At 50.6% G+C, this 17,553-nt stretch carries 17 protein-coding genes; 14 read left to right on the plus strand and 3 right to left on the minus strand.

What is annotated here, in order from left to right; genetic code table 11:
* The first annotated feature begins 212 nt into the window (after positions 1 to 212).
* Both AAF564_19135 and AAF564_19140 read left to right on the plus strand, forming a co-directional pair.
* Positions 213 to 1,046, plus strand: coding sequence for a flagellin (locus AAF564_19135; GenBank protein ID MEM8487674.1), 834 nt, complete (start codon positions 213 to 215; stop codon positions 1,044 to 1,046).
* A 202-nt stretch (positions 1,047 to 1,248) separates the two neighbouring features.
* Positions 1,249 to 2,076, plus strand: coding sequence for a flagellin (locus AAF564_19140; GenBank protein ID MEM8487675.1), 828 nt, complete (start codon positions 1,249 to 1,251; stop codon positions 2,074 to 2,076).
* Between the two features lie 194 nt (positions 2,077 to 2,270).
* Here the strand turns inward: AAF564_19140 and AAF564_19145 are convergent, their stop codons facing one another.
* A complete protein-coding gene (locus tag AAF564_19145; GenBank protein MEM8487676.1) occupies positions 2,271 to 3,356 on the minus strand; it encodes a glycosyltransferase in 1,086 nt (361 codons plus the stop codon).
* Between the two features lie 189 nt (positions 3,357 to 3,545).
* A complete protein-coding gene (locus AAF564_19150) occupies positions 3,546 to 4,052 on the minus strand; it encodes a hypothetical protein (protein ID MEM8487677.1) in 507 nt (168 codons plus the stop codon).
* 382 nt (positions 4,053 to 4,434) lie between these two features.
* Here AAF564_19150 and AAF564_19155 point away from each other — a divergent pair, with 382 nt between their 5' ends.
* The 4 genes from AAF564_19155 (at position 4,435) to AAF564_19170 (ending at position 7,708) form a co-directional block, all read left to right on the plus strand.
* Positions 4,435 to 4,755, plus strand: coding sequence for a flagellar export chaperone FliS (locus AAF564_19155; protein ID MEM8487678.1), 321 nt, complete (start codon positions 4,435 to 4,437; stop codon positions 4,753 to 4,755).
* Positions 4,756 to 4,928: 173 nt separating this feature from the next.
* Positions 4,929 to 6,410, plus strand: coding sequence for a flagellar filament capping protein FliD (gene fliD, locus AAF564_19160; GenBank protein MEM8487679.1), 1,482 nt, complete (start codon positions 4,929 to 4,931; stop codon positions 6,408 to 6,410).
* Positions 6,411 to 6,527: 117 nt separating this feature from the next.
* The gene (locus tag AAF564_19165) at positions 6,528 to 6,965 is read left to right on the plus strand and encodes a hypothetical protein (GenBank protein MEM8487680.1); all 438 of its coding nucleotides are present in this window, start codon (positions 6,528 to 6,530) and stop codon (positions 6,963 to 6,965) included.
* A 377-nt stretch (positions 6,966 to 7,342) separates the two neighbouring features.
* Positions 7,343 to 7,708, plus strand: a complete 366-nt coding sequence (locus AAF564_19170) for a hypothetical protein (protein ID MEM8487681.1) — start codon at positions 7,343 to 7,345, stop codon at positions 7,706 to 7,708.
* Positions 7,709 to 7,988: 280 nt separating this feature from the next.
* On the opposite strand, the gene AAF564_19175 is transcribed toward AAF564_19170, so the two are convergent.
* Positions 7,989 to 9,380, minus strand: a complete 1,392-nt coding sequence (locus AAF564_19175; GenBank protein ID MEM8487682.1) for a sigma-54 dependent transcriptional regulator — start codon at positions 9,378 to 9,380, stop codon at positions 7,989 to 7,991.
* A 683-nt stretch (positions 9,381 to 10,063) separates the two neighbouring features.
* Here AAF564_19175 and AAF564_19180 point away from each other — a divergent pair.
* The 8 genes from AAF564_19180 (at position 10,064) to AAF564_19215 (ending at position 17,292) form a co-directional block, all read left to right on the plus strand.
* The gene (locus AAF564_19180; GenBank protein MEM8487683.1) at positions 10,064 to 10,402 is read left to right on the plus strand and encodes a flagellar basal body protein; all 339 of its coding nucleotides are present in this window, start codon (positions 10,064 to 10,066) and stop codon (positions 10,400 to 10,402) included.
* A 25-nt stretch (positions 10,403 to 10,427) separates the two neighbouring features.
* A complete protein-coding gene (gene flgC, locus AAF564_19185; GenBank protein MEM8487684.1) occupies positions 10,428 to 10,928 on the plus strand; it encodes a flagellar basal body rod protein FlgC in 501 nt (166 codons plus the stop codon).
* Between the two features lie 64 nt (positions 10,929 to 10,992).
* Positions 10,993 to 11,448, plus strand: coding sequence for a hypothetical protein (locus tag AAF564_19190; GenBank protein ID MEM8487685.1), 456 nt, complete (start codon positions 10,993 to 10,995; stop codon positions 11,446 to 11,448).
* Positions 11,449 to 11,473: 25 nt separating this feature from the next.
* Positions 11,474 to 11,794, plus strand: a complete 321-nt coding sequence (gene fliE / locus AAF564_19195; GenBank protein MEM8487686.1) for a flagellar hook-basal body complex protein FliE — start codon at positions 11,474 to 11,476, stop codon at positions 11,792 to 11,794.
* A 149-nt stretch (positions 11,795 to 11,943) separates the two neighbouring features.
* Positions 11,944 to 13,602: a flagellar basal-body MS-ring/collar protein FliF gene (fliF, locus tag AAF564_19200; GenBank protein MEM8487687.1), complete on the plus strand. Its 1,659-nt coding sequence runs from the start codon at positions 11,944 to 11,946 to the stop codon at positions 13,600 to 13,602.
* A gap of 25 nt (positions 13,603 to 13,627) precedes the next feature.
* Complete coding sequence (gene fliG, locus AAF564_19205; GenBank protein MEM8487688.1) at positions 13,628 to 14,743, plus strand: flagellar motor switch protein FliG; 1,116 nt, start codon at positions 13,628 to 13,630, stop codon at positions 14,741 to 14,743.
* 76 nt (positions 14,744 to 14,819) lie between these two features.
* Positions 14,820 to 15,905: a hypothetical protein gene (locus tag AAF564_19210; GenBank protein MEM8487689.1), complete on the plus strand. Its 1,086-nt coding sequence runs from the start codon at positions 14,820 to 14,822 to the stop codon at positions 15,903 to 15,905.
* A gap of 55 nt (positions 15,906 to 15,960) precedes the next feature.
* Entirely contained in the window at positions 15,961 to 17,292 is a 1,332-nt protein-coding gene (locus AAF564_19215; GenBank protein ID MEM8487690.1) for a FliI/YscN family ATPase, read from the plus strand.
* The last annotated feature ends 261 nt before the right edge of the window (positions 17,293 to 17,553 follow it).

Genomic DNA, 17,553 nt, shown 5'->3' on the forward strand with positions numbered 1-17,553 from the left:
GATAAATAAATTTTTCTGAACACCCCTGGTTCGGTATTCGATATTCCCACCCCTTCACAGCCGCATAAATGCGCGAAAATACGCCACACCTAAAGTAACAACTCTTTTTTGTAAGCCGATCCTTAAGTCTCCTCTGGTGGCTCCGATACAGAATGCAGAGCTAAAATTCTCTACGCCAGAACTTTATATGTTAAACCATTCCAGAAATAACCATGGGAGCATTTGGAGATCTTGCTCGAATTAACACCAACGTCCAGTCATTGGATGCCTTGAATCGCCTTTACAGGACCAACGGTTCATTGGGAATGCGGCAGCTACGTCTTTCGACAGGCAGCCGGATTAACCGAGCAGAAGACGATTCAGCAGGGTATTCGATTTCAAGAAAGCTTGAATCACGGTTACGTGGCCAGGCACAAGCACTCGCAAACATTGGTGATGCAAAGAGCATGCTAAACGTTGCTGAAGGAAGCCTTAATACAATTATGGACATCCTCGGCACAATGAAGGAAAAGATTATCCAGGGTGGCAATGACACACTGGGTAGCGAAGAGCGAACACTTATCAAGTCTCAGCTCAACGCACTGTCTACAGAGATCAATTCGATTATCAGTAGCACCCTTTTCATCAGCAGAAGCATCTTTACATCGTCTGCTTTGACGTTTATGGTAGGTCCTTCGAGTAACAACCTATTTACCGTTTCAGTTGGTGCGCTCGACGCTTCGAGCCTCGGAGTTGCATCAACAAGTCTGAACGTTTCATCCGCGGCTTCGGCAACGTCGTCACTGGGTGGGATAGATCGGTCGATCCAAACCATAGCCAGCCTGATGGCCGGCCTCGGAAATGCTCAGAAAGCTTTGTCTTTCAGAGAGGAAAATGTATCAACCCAGATCATCAGCAATGAATCAGCCAGAAGTCGAATTGCGGACGCCGATTTTGCCAAGGAGCAAATGGAAATCGCTAAGCTGCAGATCCTGCAGCAAACAGGGATTAGTGCGCTTGTCAATTCAAACCTGGCGCCCCAGGCAATCCTCGCACTCCTCCAGTAGGCAGCGAGTACGGGAATCAGCCTTACCTGATGTACTTAACCCTTTAAAACATAAAAGGCAGCACGCAAACGAATCTCGCAATGACCGTTGCGTGCTGCCACAGGCGGATAGTCCGCCGAGAAGATGAGTCCGGTTAGTGCTCGCACCACTTCCCAGACTCCTAACTCCTCAGCCAATAACCAACACAATCGGAGGAAGGATCATGGCATTCGGAGATTTAACACGCGTAAACACCAACATCCAGTCGATGCAATCGCTGTTAGAGTTGCAAAAATCTAACGCGGACCTAGGCTCGCGTCAGTTGCGCCTCGCAACGGGACGTCGCATAAATCGTGCCGAGGATGATTCAGCTGGTTTTTCCATCTCTATGAAACTCGAGTCTCGGGTTCGTGGACAGGCTCAGGCCCTTGCCAACATCGGTGATGCAAAGGCAATGTTGAGCGTCGCGGAGGGGGGCCTGACAACGATTCAGGAAATCCTCTTCACGATGAAAGAGAAGGTGATTCAGGGTGCAAACGACACGCTGGGCAGCTTCGAGCGTCGCCTCGTCGACAACCAGTTGAACGCACTCTCTACAGAGATCAATTCCATTATCAGCAGCTCTACGTTTAACGGCGTAACTGTGTTCTCATCTGGTGCTTTCAGCTTCCAGGTAGGCGCTTCTGATTCGGATACATTCGCAGTAACTGTTGGTGCCATTTCTACGGGCGCCCTCAGCGTAGGCTCAACCAGCCTGGACGTTTCGTCCTCTACTGCGGCGAATAATTCTCTTACGAACATCGACACCGCGATCAATACGATTGCCAGCACCCTGGGTACCCTTGGTGATAACCAGAAAGCTCTTACCTTCAAGGAAGAGAATCTGAACATCAACATGATCAACCAGGATGCAGCACGCAGCCGTATTCTCGACGCTGACTTTGCGAAAGAGCAGATCGAGATCGTTAAACTGCAGATCTTGCAGCAGACGGGTGTTGCGGCTATTTCACAGGCCAATCTCGCTCCACAGGTCGTACTGTCACTGCTCTAAACAAGCAGCGGACGTCCCTCTGGAACGGTTCTGGCGTACATGTTTTCATGGAAGGGGCGACCTGAAAAGCATAAAACCGCTCTCTGGATATTCCGGAGAGCGGTTTTTTTGTGGTGTTTGCGGCGGGTCGGACGTGCCGGCCGAGGGAATAATGTGCCCCTTTTTACGGGGCACGCACGCAGGTCAGGTATCCCTCATGAGGCGGTAGCCAGTTCATTTTCTGCATGCACAAAAGCAGCCTGCAGATGTGCGATATACTCTTTGACTTTTTCAGTGTCTGTCTCACCAGAAGCCAGCATGTCATCAAATATCTTTGCATGCTCGTTCATTCCTACCCCCCGGCATGCCCGGGCCAGGTGTTCAATCAATATGGGCGGATTGATCACAAACCGGATGTGACTGTCAGCACCATCATTGACGTTGTACGCCTGCAGCAACATCAACATGCCTTCCTGGATCGACCTGCTGCGCAGCAGCGCTACACCTGTGAGATAGTATCCCACGGGCTCTTTCGGATTGATCCGCAGCATTTCGTTGCAGTGGATAAGGGTTTGCGGCATGTCGTTTAACCTGAGACTGGTCTGCGCACCCAGCAAGCGGGTGTAAAACGCATTTTCCATCGTCAGGTTATCATAGTTGATTGTATTGAAGAGCTCAGCAGCCTCCTCGTTGCGGCGCATGATGTAATAGATGAGCCCCAGTTGGTATGCGTAGTACGCGCGGTATACTTCATCACGGGGGTTTTCGTACTCGTATTTCAGCAGATCGATGCGGGTCTGGTACTTCTTAACCATCTCCTCTTCAGACAACGCATAGCCGGTATGCACAATCTGTGCATCGAGCCTTACCACGTGCCGGCCCGTTTTCTCGGCATGGGCCATAATTGACTCCATCACCTGGTTATGCACACTGCCGTGGTACCTGATATCAGGATCATTACGCAGGATCCGTTCCTGCCAGAAAAGATCAGCGCTTACCACATTGCTATCACCCAGCAAGTTCTTTACAGGCAACAACAGCGCAGCTATATCCAGCAGGCCCAGGCTGTTTCGAATACGTTTCCAGGCCTCCGGATCTTCGATGTACTCGTCGCCATCCAAAATCAAAATGTAGTCGCACGTTGCATGAGCGAGGCTGTGATTGCGCGCAACAGCAAACGACCCCGGCCACTCGATTTCATCCAGTACATCAGCATATTGCCGTGCAATCTCGAGGGTTCGGTCTGTAGATCCTGTATCAACTACAACAATTTGATCTACATGAGGCCGTGCCAGAGACAGACATTTTTAGAGGTTGTCTTCCTCATTCTTAACGATCATACAAAGCGATAACGTAGGCGCTTTAGGACCATTGTGTGGCTCTTTTGATTGTTCTAACATCGCAGGTGTTTTTGAAAGCGTTACTAAAGTTGCCAGATTTAAGCACAGTGTGGCGCCTAACGGCTTTCGACGTTTAGAGATAAAGTGGTGCTAGGAAGCGCGTGCCGTGCTCATTTCACGTGTATGCTCGAGAGCAGCCTGATAAAAACGCTCGGCAGCAGATTCCTGATCGAAGGTGCGGCAAGCTTCAGCAGCCATGTAATACACCTGTGCACGATCTACATCGAAATCACCTGGCTCAACATCTTCATGGACACCGTCGATAAGCTCAGCAGCATAAATCAGCATCTCAGCTGCTGTACGAAAGTGGCCCTGGGCCCACATGGCCTGGCCGGCAAGGTGATGAATAAGGGGCTCATTCGAAGCCAGATCCAATGCTGCGTCTGCGTGATACAGCGCATCGTTGTAGCGCTCCTGCAGAATGCACAACTGCAACGCCAGTACACGAGCAGCCAGGGCATCATCCGGCTCGATTTCGTGCAGGGCCTCATAATCCAGAGATTCAAACAGGGTTTTTGCTTCCTCTAAATCTCCTGCTTCGAGGGTCTGCTGCGCCTGCTCAAATGCTCGGAGAACATCGTTTTCACGATCTTCCATGTCGTTCACCTTTTAAGTCAAAAGTTTGATTTTAATTCGCCCGTTAACCCGGGGCGCCCTGCCTGTCAGGAGACAGGATCAGGCATGCAGCATCCAGGAATGCCTAAAGCGTACCAAATCAAATGCGCCAGCATTATAACCTGACCCTCCCCACTGTCCACACCTAAAAGGATGCCTGTTTATGAACTACAGAAGGCATTTAAGGACGCCGTGATATAGACGATAGCATACACAGCGGTCGAGGCGCAGAATGCGTATTTAGAGTGGAAAAGCCGACCATGCATGGAAAATAGTTCCGAGCAAACCCGGCTTTCGGTTTGACCCTTTGCGTACGCACTTCTCCCGAAGCATTGACCTCAATCATCATCCATCATTAACGGCTATGTTTACAAACCAAGCTGCACAACAATATCAGCGTCAGGACGTGCTTTCTGCCTCTCCTTCTCAGCTGGTAACCAAACTCTATGACCTGGCTATTCGCGCTTGCAACAGCGAGGATCGCATCAAACTCAGAAAAGTCCTGATTGAGCTCATCTCATCCCTCAACTTCGAGGAAGGAGGTGACATAGCAATCCGACTTTCACAGATTTATGAGTTCTGTATGCGAGAAAGCGTATCAGGCGACTTGAACCAGATTACAGAAATGCTTAGCGATCTACGCGACACGTGGAAAGAAAGCATCCAGGTAGCCCAGCCTGCCTAGTTCAATGTCCAATAGCCCACATCTCCTTTCACCCCAATTTCTCGTTCACCGCAGGTATGATCTGCATTGTTCTTTGTGATACAACATACACCTCTGAACATTCAATGCCTCCGTGCCCCGGTTGCATGCCTGTATTTCCCAATTGACGAGATAAACCTAAACCCCTATACATCATGTTACTTGGTTCTTCTGCATCCGCTTTTAGAGAAAGCGATCCGTATGAAATCCTGATCCAGCAATTGCTGATCGTGGAAAGCCAGCCTCGTGTGACACTGGAGGACAGCAAGTTCAATCTTGAGCGCGACAAAAGTGTCTTGAATGACCTGGACAGTAGAGTATCTGCACTGGATTCTATTCTGGATTCGTTTCTTGATCCGCTTACACATCCGTTTAACAGCCGAACTGTTAACCTGAGCGACACAACAGGCTTTAGCGCCAAAGCATCAGACGATGCCGTTTTTGGCTCGCACTCTATACAGGTCGATCGCCTCGCATCTACAGATACCCGGCTTTCAGACCGCTACACAGCGGCCAACACGGATATCGTGACAGCCCTTGGCACCGGCACCAAGTCGTTCAGCATCAGTGTTTCCAATCCTACAGATGCCGACCCGGATAACCGTGAAACCATTGCTGTTTCGGTAGACATTTCCAACAGCGATGACGAAACTGTGCTGCAGGAAGTAGCTTCTGCTATCAATGCCGCGATGAACAGCGCTTACGACGCTGAAACCATCGAAGGTGACAGCCGCGCTACCGCTTCGGTTGTTAAAGAGACCTCAGATTCAGCAAGGATCTCAATCCGCGCCGGCGATACCGGTTATACCAGCCGGATTAACTTCGAGTCGGATACCGATGGCCTCCTCTCATACCTCGGCGTAAGCAATGCAAGCGTGGTTTCGGGCGCCAGTGGTGGCCAGGCTGCTTTTGTTGGCACCAGCGAAGACACCTCGGATCTCACAAGCCAATTCGACCTCAATGGCCTGACCTTATACAGAAACTCCAATTCTGTTAACGATGCCATTACTGGCGTAACCCTTACGCTCAACGAAACCATGACGTCGCCGATAGATTTCAGCGTCGTTTCTGATTCGAGCAGCATCGAGGCAGATGTCCAGGACTTCATTGACAAATACAACGACATCCTCAGCCACATCAAAACCCGGGCTGTGATTGATGGCGAAACAGGCGAGCGCGGTACGTTTGCCGGCGACACAACGTTCACCTCGCTACGCTTCAACATGCGTACTGACGTGATCCAGGAAGTCAGCGGACAGCCTAATGATGCGCCATCCCAAATTACCGATATCGGGATCGAGGTAAGCTCTGATGGCTCTTTACGGCTCGACGATGCAGATGCCCTGATTCAGGCTATTGAAGCTGACCCAGAGAATGTGCGCACACTTTTTGCAGGTACCGATGGCGTTGCCACGCGACTTAGCAACCGCATTTCCGATTATCTTGGCTTTGGCGGATTTATCCAGTCTCGCGAAGAGAATATCGATACACGCATCCGTACGCTGGATGGCCGTATTACACGCTTCGACGAAAGCCTCTCCCGCAGAGAGGAACAACTTAGAGGCGAATTTGCCCGGTTGCAGGAAGCGATTACCTTATTTGAAGGTCAGCAGGCAAGCCTTTTCGCATTCGGTTAATAGTACACGCACTGGTTTCTAAATTTCTTACAAACCAGTTCCGCCTACATACTGAAGAGGCTACACGGGCAACCCGTTCTTCTCTTTCTCAAAAGACCATAGATCACCAGTTGATCTGTGGTCTTTGCATTTCAGCCGGCCAGACTTGCACGCGCAGCACACCGGCAAATTGCCACACAAATTCCGGCAATCGAAACCAGCCAATCTAAACCAGCCAATCAACCTGTTATGGACAATACGCTCAAAGCCCTGTATGACCTGGGCGAAAAAATGCAGGAAGCCCTCGACGCAGACGATCTTGGTGCTTTTTACAAACTGGTCGACCAACGCGAAAATATAGTAAAGCAACTGCGGCCTGAAAAAGAAAAGGGGCTTTCGCCGGAAGATACAGCGACCCTTGAGACACAATTTCACGCCATCATGGGCGCGCTTAACAGCAAAGAGATGCAAATGATAGAGCAGCTGCAGCAACTCGACAAATTCAGAAAAGCCGACCGATCATATAACACGTCAGCGCAGCATCGCAGGTTCATTAACGACAAGCTTACCGGCTAGCCTGCTTTACGCAATAATTACCCCTGCAAAGGGCCTCCATGGGCCGGCCGGTAAAAGCAACTCCTTAATGCAGTGGCTGTTTACGCACCAATCAGGTCTTCATAGTATCTGGAAAGACGCAGCACCAATAAGCCAATAGATGATCTCCTTCCTATTAGTTCGGCATATATTGTGCACACTCACCAGTAAATCATGATTCGTGTTTGCAAAAACACATTTTGTATCATTTAAGCCTTGCATCAGGAACACCAGGCAGGAAAGATCATCCCAATGTTGGCAACTCTTGCCCCGGTTTCTGTTTTAAGTGCACGACAAAAAAGCCGATACCTAGCCTGTTTTTGCGCCAGCACCTAATTAAGCGATTTCATAACAGTTCCATGAATATAGGTGACATTACCAACGGCAGCCTCTCGACCTCGAAGCACCTGAAAAGCCGTAACCTTGAATCTGTCAATGGTCCGGATACGCGCATCGCGCCGCGAACCGACCTGCCAGAAGAGCGCCAGGAGCCGCGCGACAGTGTGGCTATCTCTGAGGAAGCACGCCGTGCCCTGGCGGAAAATCAGAAAAAGCTTCAGGAGCTGGAAAAAGCCCGCGAAGCGCTTGATGAGATTCCGCAGCTCAGCGCTGAACGCAAGCGACAAATTCAGGAAAGAATAGACGCTGCGTATTATTCCAAACCTGAGATTCTGGACAAAATTGCATCCCGGATTGCACGGGATATCGGGGACTTCAAACGCTAGTCGTCCTGATACATACCAACATTACAGCAAAAGGGCCGGCGATATCGTCGGCCCTTTTTAATACCCCTAACTGCTGACACTGCGCACGTTTTACCCACCTCGTTCCTACAAAAGATATCCCCCCACCCAGTACACCCACTCCCCACTCCTCACCCTTTACTCCTCACTCTTTACTCCTCACCCCTTACTCCTAAAACCCCAACACAAAACAAAAGCAGACAACTCCACTAGCGGAATTGCCTGCTTAATATCGAAGCTAAAGTAAACGGGGAAGCTGCGCCTAGTTCAGCAGTCCGGTATCCCTGTATCGGCGCAACTTGTTGCGGATTGTCCGCGCGCTTATGCCAAGCTTTTCAGCTGCGCGCTGCTGGTTGTTGTTTGTATCAGCCAACGCTTTCATAATCATCACCCGTTCCATATCATCGATGGTCTGGGGTATACGCTTGCCACTTACAACATCCCCGTCACCGCCAGGCTCAGCATCATTAAAGAAGTCGTTGAAAACATCCTCCACTTCAATGATCTCGCGGTCTGCTGACAGGATAACACCCCGATGAATTACGTTCTCGAGTTGCCGCACGTTACCTGGCCAAGGAAAATCGGCCAGTTTGGCAGCCAGATCGGCACCAATACGTTTTTCAGGCAATTCGTAGAGCGTTGTGTATTTGTTCACAAAGTGCTTCACCAGCTGCGGCACATCGGAGAGCCGATCGCGCAGCGCCGGCACCGAAAGCGGAAAGACCGAGAGGCGATGAAAAAGGTCTTCTCTGAAAATACCTTCCTGAATGGCTTCATTCAGATTACGGTTACTGGTCGCAATGACGCGAACATCGACCTTCTTAACATCTGATGAACCAATTTTTTGAAACTCGCTTTCCTGGAGGACACGCAACAGTTTCGCCTGTACAACCAGATCAATTTCTGTAATCTCATCCAACAACAGCGTGCCATTGTTAGCAACCTCAAATGCACCGGTCATGTCATCGATTGCACCCGTAAAAGCGCCCTTCCGGTGTCCAAAGAGGTGACTCTCTACCAGTTCTTTGGGCAGGTTTGCACAGTTCAGGGTTATGTAAGGCCCATTTGCACGGTCGCTCATCTGGTGAATGAGCTTGGCAAGGATCTCCTTACCAGTCCCGCTTTCACCTTGAATAAAAACGGGTGCCTTGTTTTTGCTTACCCTGGGCAAGAGCTGCTTGAGCTTCTTGATGCGTGGATGCTCACCAACATACGTCACCGTTGTTTGGCCACGCGCTTTGTTCTTCCGGGATCGAGGATGTGCGACGAGCGGCATTTCCTCTTCTTTCGTTGCCAGGCATTTTTGAACCCGCTCAACAAGCTCCGTTGTAGAGAAGGGCTTCGGGATGTAATCAATCGCGCCGTTTTTCATCGAACGCACCGCATGTTGCACATTGGAGTGCGCGGTTATCATGATGACCTTAATACCCGGGTGCTCCTTGCGGATGTATGACAACAATTCGAGCCCATCCATATCGGGCATCACGAAGTCAGTTACTACAAGATTGTAAGCTGTTTTCTTAAGGGCTTCAATCGCCTGTGTTGCATCCGAGCAACACGTCACTTTCATCCCGTGACGCGCAAAGAGCCGCTCAAACAATCCGTGTAGTAAATGCTCATCATCAACGAAAAGAATTTGTGCCTTTTGCTCCATTAAATAATACAGTGAGCTAGAGAGTTATGGGGACAACCACGGTACGCGTGAACCAGATATAAATAGAGGTATTTGTATCGAAGAAGGGCCTAACCAACTGGTCCAGAGATGTACGTGTCGAAATGCATACTGCCAGATGCTCAAATCTTATACCAACAGACCAACCACACATCCAGCTTTGTTCAAGATCAGGCGCCTTCTTACTGAGGAAGCCTTGTTGTGTTCTGACTTTTTATTTAAGAAAGTTGGCAATATGGCCGAAAACTGAAGATCTGGATCTTACAAAAAAAATAAGCCCTTTTTTATCCAACCACTCCCCTGTCCGCTTGCGATATTTTGCCGGCTATGATCCCGCGCGATCCTTTCGGCAATTATTTCCCTGAACCGTTTCTTTTTCCTATCAATCCAGCTTTTTTTCAGCTCAGCTTAACCCCGCTCCAAAACAGCCGATATTTATCTTCCATTCTCTACACAAATAGCCCTGCGGCCTTTTTTTGAGCTATTTGGACCACTCTCTCTTGTTAAAGCCAGCCTCCCCCCGTAACACGCGATTCGCCAGAAAACCATTTATCGCGGGGTTTGAATGTTTTACATCTGCCACACAAACACACTCTTTTTGTGGTGGCACGAAGGTTGAAACTGCCTGAGATCGCAATCTATAATGCGGAAACTCAAGCAACAACATGATTGAAACAGAACGAATAACTTTGCTTGGCAACGCACTCAAAGCCTACAACTGGCGGTTGAAAGCGTTGACCAGCAACCTGGCGAACATGGATACCCCTGGGTACCAGCGCATGTCCGTCAAGTTTGAAGAGACGCTGCAGGAAGTACGGCATGCTGTACCTGGCCTGCGCCACTCTACTGAAATCCAGCCGCGCATGAAAGTCGGCGAAACAGGACCAGTGCTTGAAGACGAACTCATGAATCTGGCCGATACCCAGATGCGCACGCAGTTCAGCACCAAGACACTACACGATCATTTCCAGATGCTCCGCACAAGTATCACGGGCCGGCAGTAATTTTTCATCTCTATAATCTCTGGTTATGTTAATCAATAAACACACATTCTCAGCTTACCAGACGGTAGCACGCGGACTCGAGGCGCAACGGATTGCGATCAGTACGACTACGGAGAACATCGCCAACGCCTCTACTACGCGAACGGCCGATGGCTCACCTTACGCCCTCAAACGCAGCCTGCACGAAGTACCCGATGCACGCTACAAACGCTTTGAAAACATCCTCAACCAGATGCAAAGCGACATGGACGTAAGCAACAATCGACATTTTGAAGGCACTTCCCTGCGCCGGCGACTTTCAGGTAGCGAAATGGGCCCCCTGACAACGGTTGAGTCTAATCAGAACTTCCGGACGGAATACGACCCTTCTCATCCACATTCAGATGAGAACGGATACGTTCAATATCCAGATATCAATGTTGTCGAGGAAATGGCGCGGCTTATTTCAGCCAACCGTATTTACGAAGCCAACCTCTCAGCTTTTCAGACAGCCAAGGAAATGACCAAAAAGACACTGGAAATCTGATCCAGTTTTTTCTCTTTCCAAGCAAGCAATACGTCAAACGTAATTTAGTATCGCCCTTTTTACTATGAGCAATACGATTAATCCTCTCGGCGCTTCCAGATCAAATCTTTCGCGCTCCGTTCAACCCTCTGACATAGACGAAGACGGTGGCCGCCAGGACGCCAAACGGGTTGACCTGCCTCACGCAGGCACGCAAGCGAATAAAGATGCGGCAGACCAGGCCAGCGCCCGGGACGCGGTAAACAAGGCCCTTACCCATGAGCCGGCCAATGTCGCAGACCCTGGCGCACGCACAGCCGCCAGATTTGGCTCAACACTGGAAGGCGCCATCGACCGCGTAAAGGGCAATGACGTAAATCAGCAACAGGTGCTCGATGGGCTCTCAGCTGACGAACAGCAACTGATCTACAGATACTTCCCAGCTTCTCCCAGTCTCGAACTCAGGCTCTACAAGCCCGACATGTCGACCGACAAAGTTGACCCGGGCTCTGTTGGCTCACGGGTTGACCTGCGAGGCTAAACCAAGTTTACACATCACACCCGACATGACTATTACAGATATACAGCAACTCCAGGTAACCAATCTGCTGCAACTCGATGACCGGGATGCACTACCCCAGATTCAGTACCCTGACGCACCCGGCGCTGAGCCATTCCGCAATGCCTTTACGTTTGCCATCGATCAGGTAGACCAGGCGCAGTCTGTAGCCAGCAACCAGGTGGAGTCGTTCATTGCCGGCGAGCAGGAAAACCTGCACGAAGTAATGATTAAGCTCAATCAGGCAAAAACCTCATTTCAGCTCATGGTTGAAGTACGCAACAAAATGATGGAAGCGTATCAGGAGCTGTTCCGCATGCAGGTTTAGTAACCGGTTTGCCTACACAAACCTAACACATCTTTACAGCAGCAAATACTGGTTATCGATAGCCAGTATTTGCTGCACACGTACACAACCTCAGTGTACACCCTAACACAGCACATCAACGATCACGCGTAGATCAAGTCGAACGTGGAATGGAGAACTTTTTAGAAAATCTGAAGGCATTTTTTAGCCGGCTGTCAATGCAGCAACGGCTGGGTATCGGGCTTGTTGTCGGCGTTGCGCTCATTTGTCTGGTCAGTATCGGATATTGGGCCCAACAAACCGAATACAGCTTGCTGTTTGGTAATCTCTCAGAATCTTCAGCAAGCCAGGTGGTAGAAACCCTTGCTGCAGAGAACATTGATTACCAGTTAAAGGAAGGCGGGACAACCATTTATGTCCCCAGTGATAAAGTGTATGACCTGAGACTGCGTTTTGCTGGCGAAGGCATGGTATCCGACGGTTCTTCCGGGTATGAAATCTTCGACCAAAACACCCTGGGCATGACCGATTTCATGCAGAAACTGAACTTGCGGCGCGCCCTCGAAGGCGAACTTGCACGTACCATTTCGAATATTACCCAGGTTGACGCAGCGCGTGTCCACCTCGTCATTCCCGAGCGGTCTCCGTTTCGGGAAACACAGACAGAGGCCTCAGCATCAGTTGTACTCGATCTGAACTCAGGGTCGCGGCTTTCGCTTGGCCATATCGAAGGTATGATTGCCCTCGTATCGGGCGCAGTAGAAGGCTTGGGACCGGCAGATGTAAACATTCTCGATACAGACGGCAACATGCTCTCTGACCCGGATGCCGGCGACTCAGACGCACGCCTGACCTCCAACCAGCTCCGGCTGCAAGCAGAAAAGGAAGGCCACCTGGCTGAAAAAGCACAGTCTTTACTCGACCAGATGCTTGGTAGCGGAAATTCTGTTATCCGGGTTAACCTCGAACTCGACTTTTCGCGGTCGATCAAGGAAAGCAACACCATCGACCCAGAAAGCCAAACAGTGATCGCTGAAGAGCGGCTACAGGAAGAAGGTGATGCAGACAATGCCAGTTCTTCGGTGCGCAATTACGAAGTAAGCCGCTCCGTTCAAACAGTCGAAAAGTCTGTTGGTGATATTTCATACCTGTCGGTCTCTGTTATCCTGGATTACAAAGAGGATCCGGATGCTGCTGCTGAGGCTGGTACGTCGTACATCCCCTATCCCGAAGAGGAGGTCACGAAAATTGAAAACCTGGTTAAAGAATCTGTTGGCTGGCGAGCGGACCGCGGTGACGGCTTTGCAATCAGTCAGTTGATGTTTGATACATCTACAGAAGACGTAATGACAGCCCAGTTTGCCACGCAGCAACGACGAGAACAGACGGAAATGTTTATCCGCTATGGCCTGATGATTCTGGCACTCGGCCTGGCCGGCTGGTTGATCAAATCTGCAATGCAGAAAGCAAAAGAAACCGTTGCGCAGCCACCAGCAGGATCGCCACGCATGATTGAAGGCCGGCTGCAAGTTAACGAGTCAGGTGAGCTTACGAGCAATGCGCCGCAGCTTATTGCCGGCCCCAATGGCACGATGATCCCGGCGCCACAAGGCCAGGAGGGCGAAGATCTGATTCTGCTCGACGATTTCTATACGAGCAAACTCTCCCCCGAAGCCAAGGCAAAACTGAAAGCCAAGCAAAAAATGCTGGAAGAAATGAAGCAGTCTATTATGGCAGATCCGCAGGAAGCTGCAGATTTGATCAGAAGCTGGCTAGCTGCTGACGACATCGAGGAGCCAGAGGAAGAAGAAACTGAAGCTGCTCTCTAGAACGGTTTTAAACTAAATAATGATTATGGCTGCTGTAGCAGAGAAGGAACTCAAAGACGAAAAAATCGACGCCGCTGAAGGCGAAACAGATGGGAATGCCGAAGCTTCTGCAATGACAGAAGAAGAGGTAAAGGAAGCGCTAAACAAGCTTACCGGCGCTGAAAAGTCGGCTATTTTCCTGATAGCAATCGGATCCAAATCAGCCAGTGCCATTTTGCGGTGCATGGATGATGACGAGGTGGAAACCATCTCAGTCCAGATAGCAAGCATGCGCAACATGCGCAGTGAAATAGTTGAAGCGGTAATTCTCGAATTCCGCGACCTCGGCTGGGCAGCCAACTTTATGGCCCAGGGCGGCGTTGCGTACGCCAGAACTGCCCTTGCAGAAGCACTAGGGCCACGCCGCGCAGAAGAAATCATGATGCGCGTTGAAGCGGCCATGGAAGTGTCGGCATTCCACCTGTTGCAAACAGTGGAAACGAGTCAATTGATCAGCTTCCTGCAGAATGAGCACCCGCAGACAGCAGCGCTCATCCTTGCACACCTCAACCCGAGAAAATCAGCTGAGGTTATTGCCAATCTGGACCAGGAAATCCAGAACGAAATAATCTACCGGTTGTGTACGATGGGCAAAACTTCGCCGGCACTGCTCAATGATATCGAGGAAGTGATTCGGCAGCAAGTAGGCACCCTCTTTGGTGGCGAACTCAGCGCAGCCGGCGGTATTGAGTCTGTTGCGATGATTCTCAACCTGACAAGCAAAACTGCAGAAAAAGCAATCCTCGAATCACTCGCAAAGCGGGATTCCGAGATTGCCATTTCAGTCAAGAACCTCATGTTTGTCTTTGACGACCTGGTGGCCGTTTCAGACCGTGACCTGCAGCGTATTCTTGTTGAAGTTGAACAGCGCGACCTGGCCCTCGGACTTAAAGGCTCTTCTGAAGAACTCAAAGCCAAGCTGCTGGGCAACATTAGCCAGCGTGCTGCAGAGGCTATCCTGGAAGAAATTGATCTGATGGGTCCGGTACGCGTCAGCGATGTGGAAGAGGCCCAGCGAAGGATCCTGGAAATTGCACAAACGCTCGAAGAGCAGGAAGAAATCACCCTGGCTCGCGGCGGCGAAGACTCCATGATGGTATAACCTCTCACAGGATACCATTACTTCGTCTTTTTTGTAACGCCTTTTTCCCCTGGGCACTGCCCAATACTCTAATTTCATGGCAAATTATCTTCTCAAGAAAGACTCAATGGGCATTGAGCCGGCTGAGTTTGAGGACCTGAGCAATTCCAAATCACGCGTTGTACGCGCCTATAAGCACGGTAGAAAGTCAAACGAAGAAGTAACAAAACATCCGCTGGCTAAAAACCTGATTCGTCAGGGCACCGCGCGGTCTGAACCCAAACCGGTGGAAATCTTTGTATCACCGCTGTTCGACCCCAACGCCGGCCCTCAGCAGGCAGAGGAGCTTGACGAAGAGGCCCTTCGCGAAGCTGCAAAACAAGCAGAATTGAAAGCGGAGTACGACCAGGTGTGGCAGGCAAAACTGGACGCAGCCGTTGAACAGGCCCGTACAGAAGCTTACGGTCGCGGCTATGCAGAGGCTAAAGAGGCTTCTGCCCAGGAGGTCCAAAAAGAAAAAGATGCTTTTGTGGCCGCCCTGAACACATTGAAAGGGACATGGGAGAGCTTCATCAACCGCAGTGAAACTCTGCTACTGGAAATCGCGCTCGATGTGGCGCATTTTCTTGTTGATGCGCCCCTGCCCGAACGGTTATCCAAAGCTACCGAAAGCGCCTTGCTGGAAGCCCTGGAAGTGCTGTCACGCGAAGTACCGATTCGTCTGTCCCTGAATCCGGTAGATTTTCTTCGCTTGCAGGAGTCCGGCCTAACCAGTCACCTTGAAGACCAGTTTGCAACCTTGCGATGGGATCCACAACCGACACTAAAGGAAGGCAACTGGATCATCCAGACACCACGGCAGGCCATTCGCCGCGTTTCAGATGAATTGCTTGCCAGCCTGCGCGACCGGTTTGGATTGAACGAAAATACCCAACGCGATCTGGTGCCTCGCCAGAAACCAACAGCGCGCGATTCCGAAAAAATCCCGCCTGTAACCAATATTGCAGTAACCACCACCTCAATGGCAGAACAGCAGGAAATTGATCTGTCATCTCCCATGTCATTTACAACAGCTACGTCAACCGCAGCAAATACCCTGCGCCCGTTAGGCGCACCGGGTGATCAGGCATCTGATACACCAGATCCTGCAGCGCCAGAACCAAACGGGTCTGCGCCGGCCTGAGCCAGCCAGATGCGAGCGGCGGCCAGTTGACAAGCTTATCTGTCGCAACATAACCATGCATTACATACAGCACTGCCTGGAAAGTATCCGCAGTAATCCGCCGCGAACACTAAGTTTCGGCAAGGTGCAATCTGTTATCGGATTGCTCGTCGAAGCAAGCGAAGTGAACGCGGCAGTGGGTGAACTTTGTTTTATCTATGAAGGCAATGACCCACAATGCCGGCGAATCAAGGCTGAAGTTGTGGGGGTTCGTGGAAATACGTCGATTCTGATGCCCATGGAAACTACGGTCGGCCTGAAAGCCGGCTGCCTGGTAGAACGCTCGTCTATTCCCCTTACCATCCAGGTTGGTGAAGCCCTGCTCGGCCGCGTTATCGATGCCAATGGGCATCCTATTGACAACAAAGGCCCCATCCTTCTCGACAAGGTGCAGCGCGTCCACCGCGAACCGCCCTCCCCTATGGAGCGCAGCATGATTAACACCACGCTGCCAACAGGGACCAAGGCAATCGACGCATTCCTGACCCTCGGTAAAGGACAGCGTATTGGTATTTTCTCCGGCTCAGGTGTAGGCAAGAGTACCTTACTCGGCATGATCGCGAGAAATGCACAAGCGGATGTAAACGTCATCGGGCTGATTGGGGAACGTGGTCGCGAAGTCCAGGAGTTCATTGTGGACAACCTCGGCCCCGAAGGCCTCAAGCGTTCCGTCGTTGTTGCTGTGACGGGCGACCAGGCTGCAATGCACCGCGTAAAGGGTGCAAGCATTACAATGGCCATCGCAGAATTTTTCCGGGACCTTGGAAAAGATGTCCTGCTGATGATGGACTCCGTTACGCGTGTGGCAATGGCGCAACGTGAAATTGGACTTGCCATTGGTGAGCCGCCAACCACCCGTGGGTATACGCCCAGCGTTTTTGCCATGCTTCCCCGGTTACTGGAACGCGCCGGCCCGGGCGCCAAAGGAACCATCACAGGAATCTTCACCGTGCTCATCGATAACGATGACATGAATGATCCCGTTGGGGATGCTGTAAGGGGGATTTTGGACGGCCATATTGTGCTGTCCCGAAAACTAGCCCAGGCCAACCATTATCCCGCAATTGATGTTTTAGAGAGCGTTAGCAGGCTTATGCCCCGCATTAGTACGGAGGAGCAGCAAGCAATTGCACACCGGTGCCGGCGCTTGCTGGCAACGTACCGCGGCTCAGAAGATCTTATCCGAATTGGTGCTTATGAAAGCGGGACTGATCCCGAAACAGACCTCGCGATCAAAGCCAATAGCACCATAAACAACTTCCTGCAGCAAAGCATCGATGAAAAGATCACGGAAGATCCATCGAAGGTTTTGACGCAACTCTTACAAACCAGTCTCGCTTCACGGTAACGGTTACGTTACGATTTGGCGAGGCATTTGCTCTTGAACAAAATGTGATTCTAGTGACGCCGTAACGTTGACTTATCACCCGATGTCAAGAAAAAAATTTCGTTTTTCATTAGCCAGCATTCTCAAGCTCAGGCAACACCAGACCGAACAGAAAAAGCAGGACCTCGCAAAGAAAATGCGGGACCGCAAAACACAGGAACTGGAAGTTACCGAAGCCAGGGAGCATTTGGCTGATGTATCAAGTCAAGTAGATAATAAACA

This window comes from Bacteroidota bacterium (assembly GCA_039111535.1).
GTDB lineage: Bacteria > Bacteroidota > Rhodothermia > Rhodothermales > JAHQVL01 > JBCCIM01.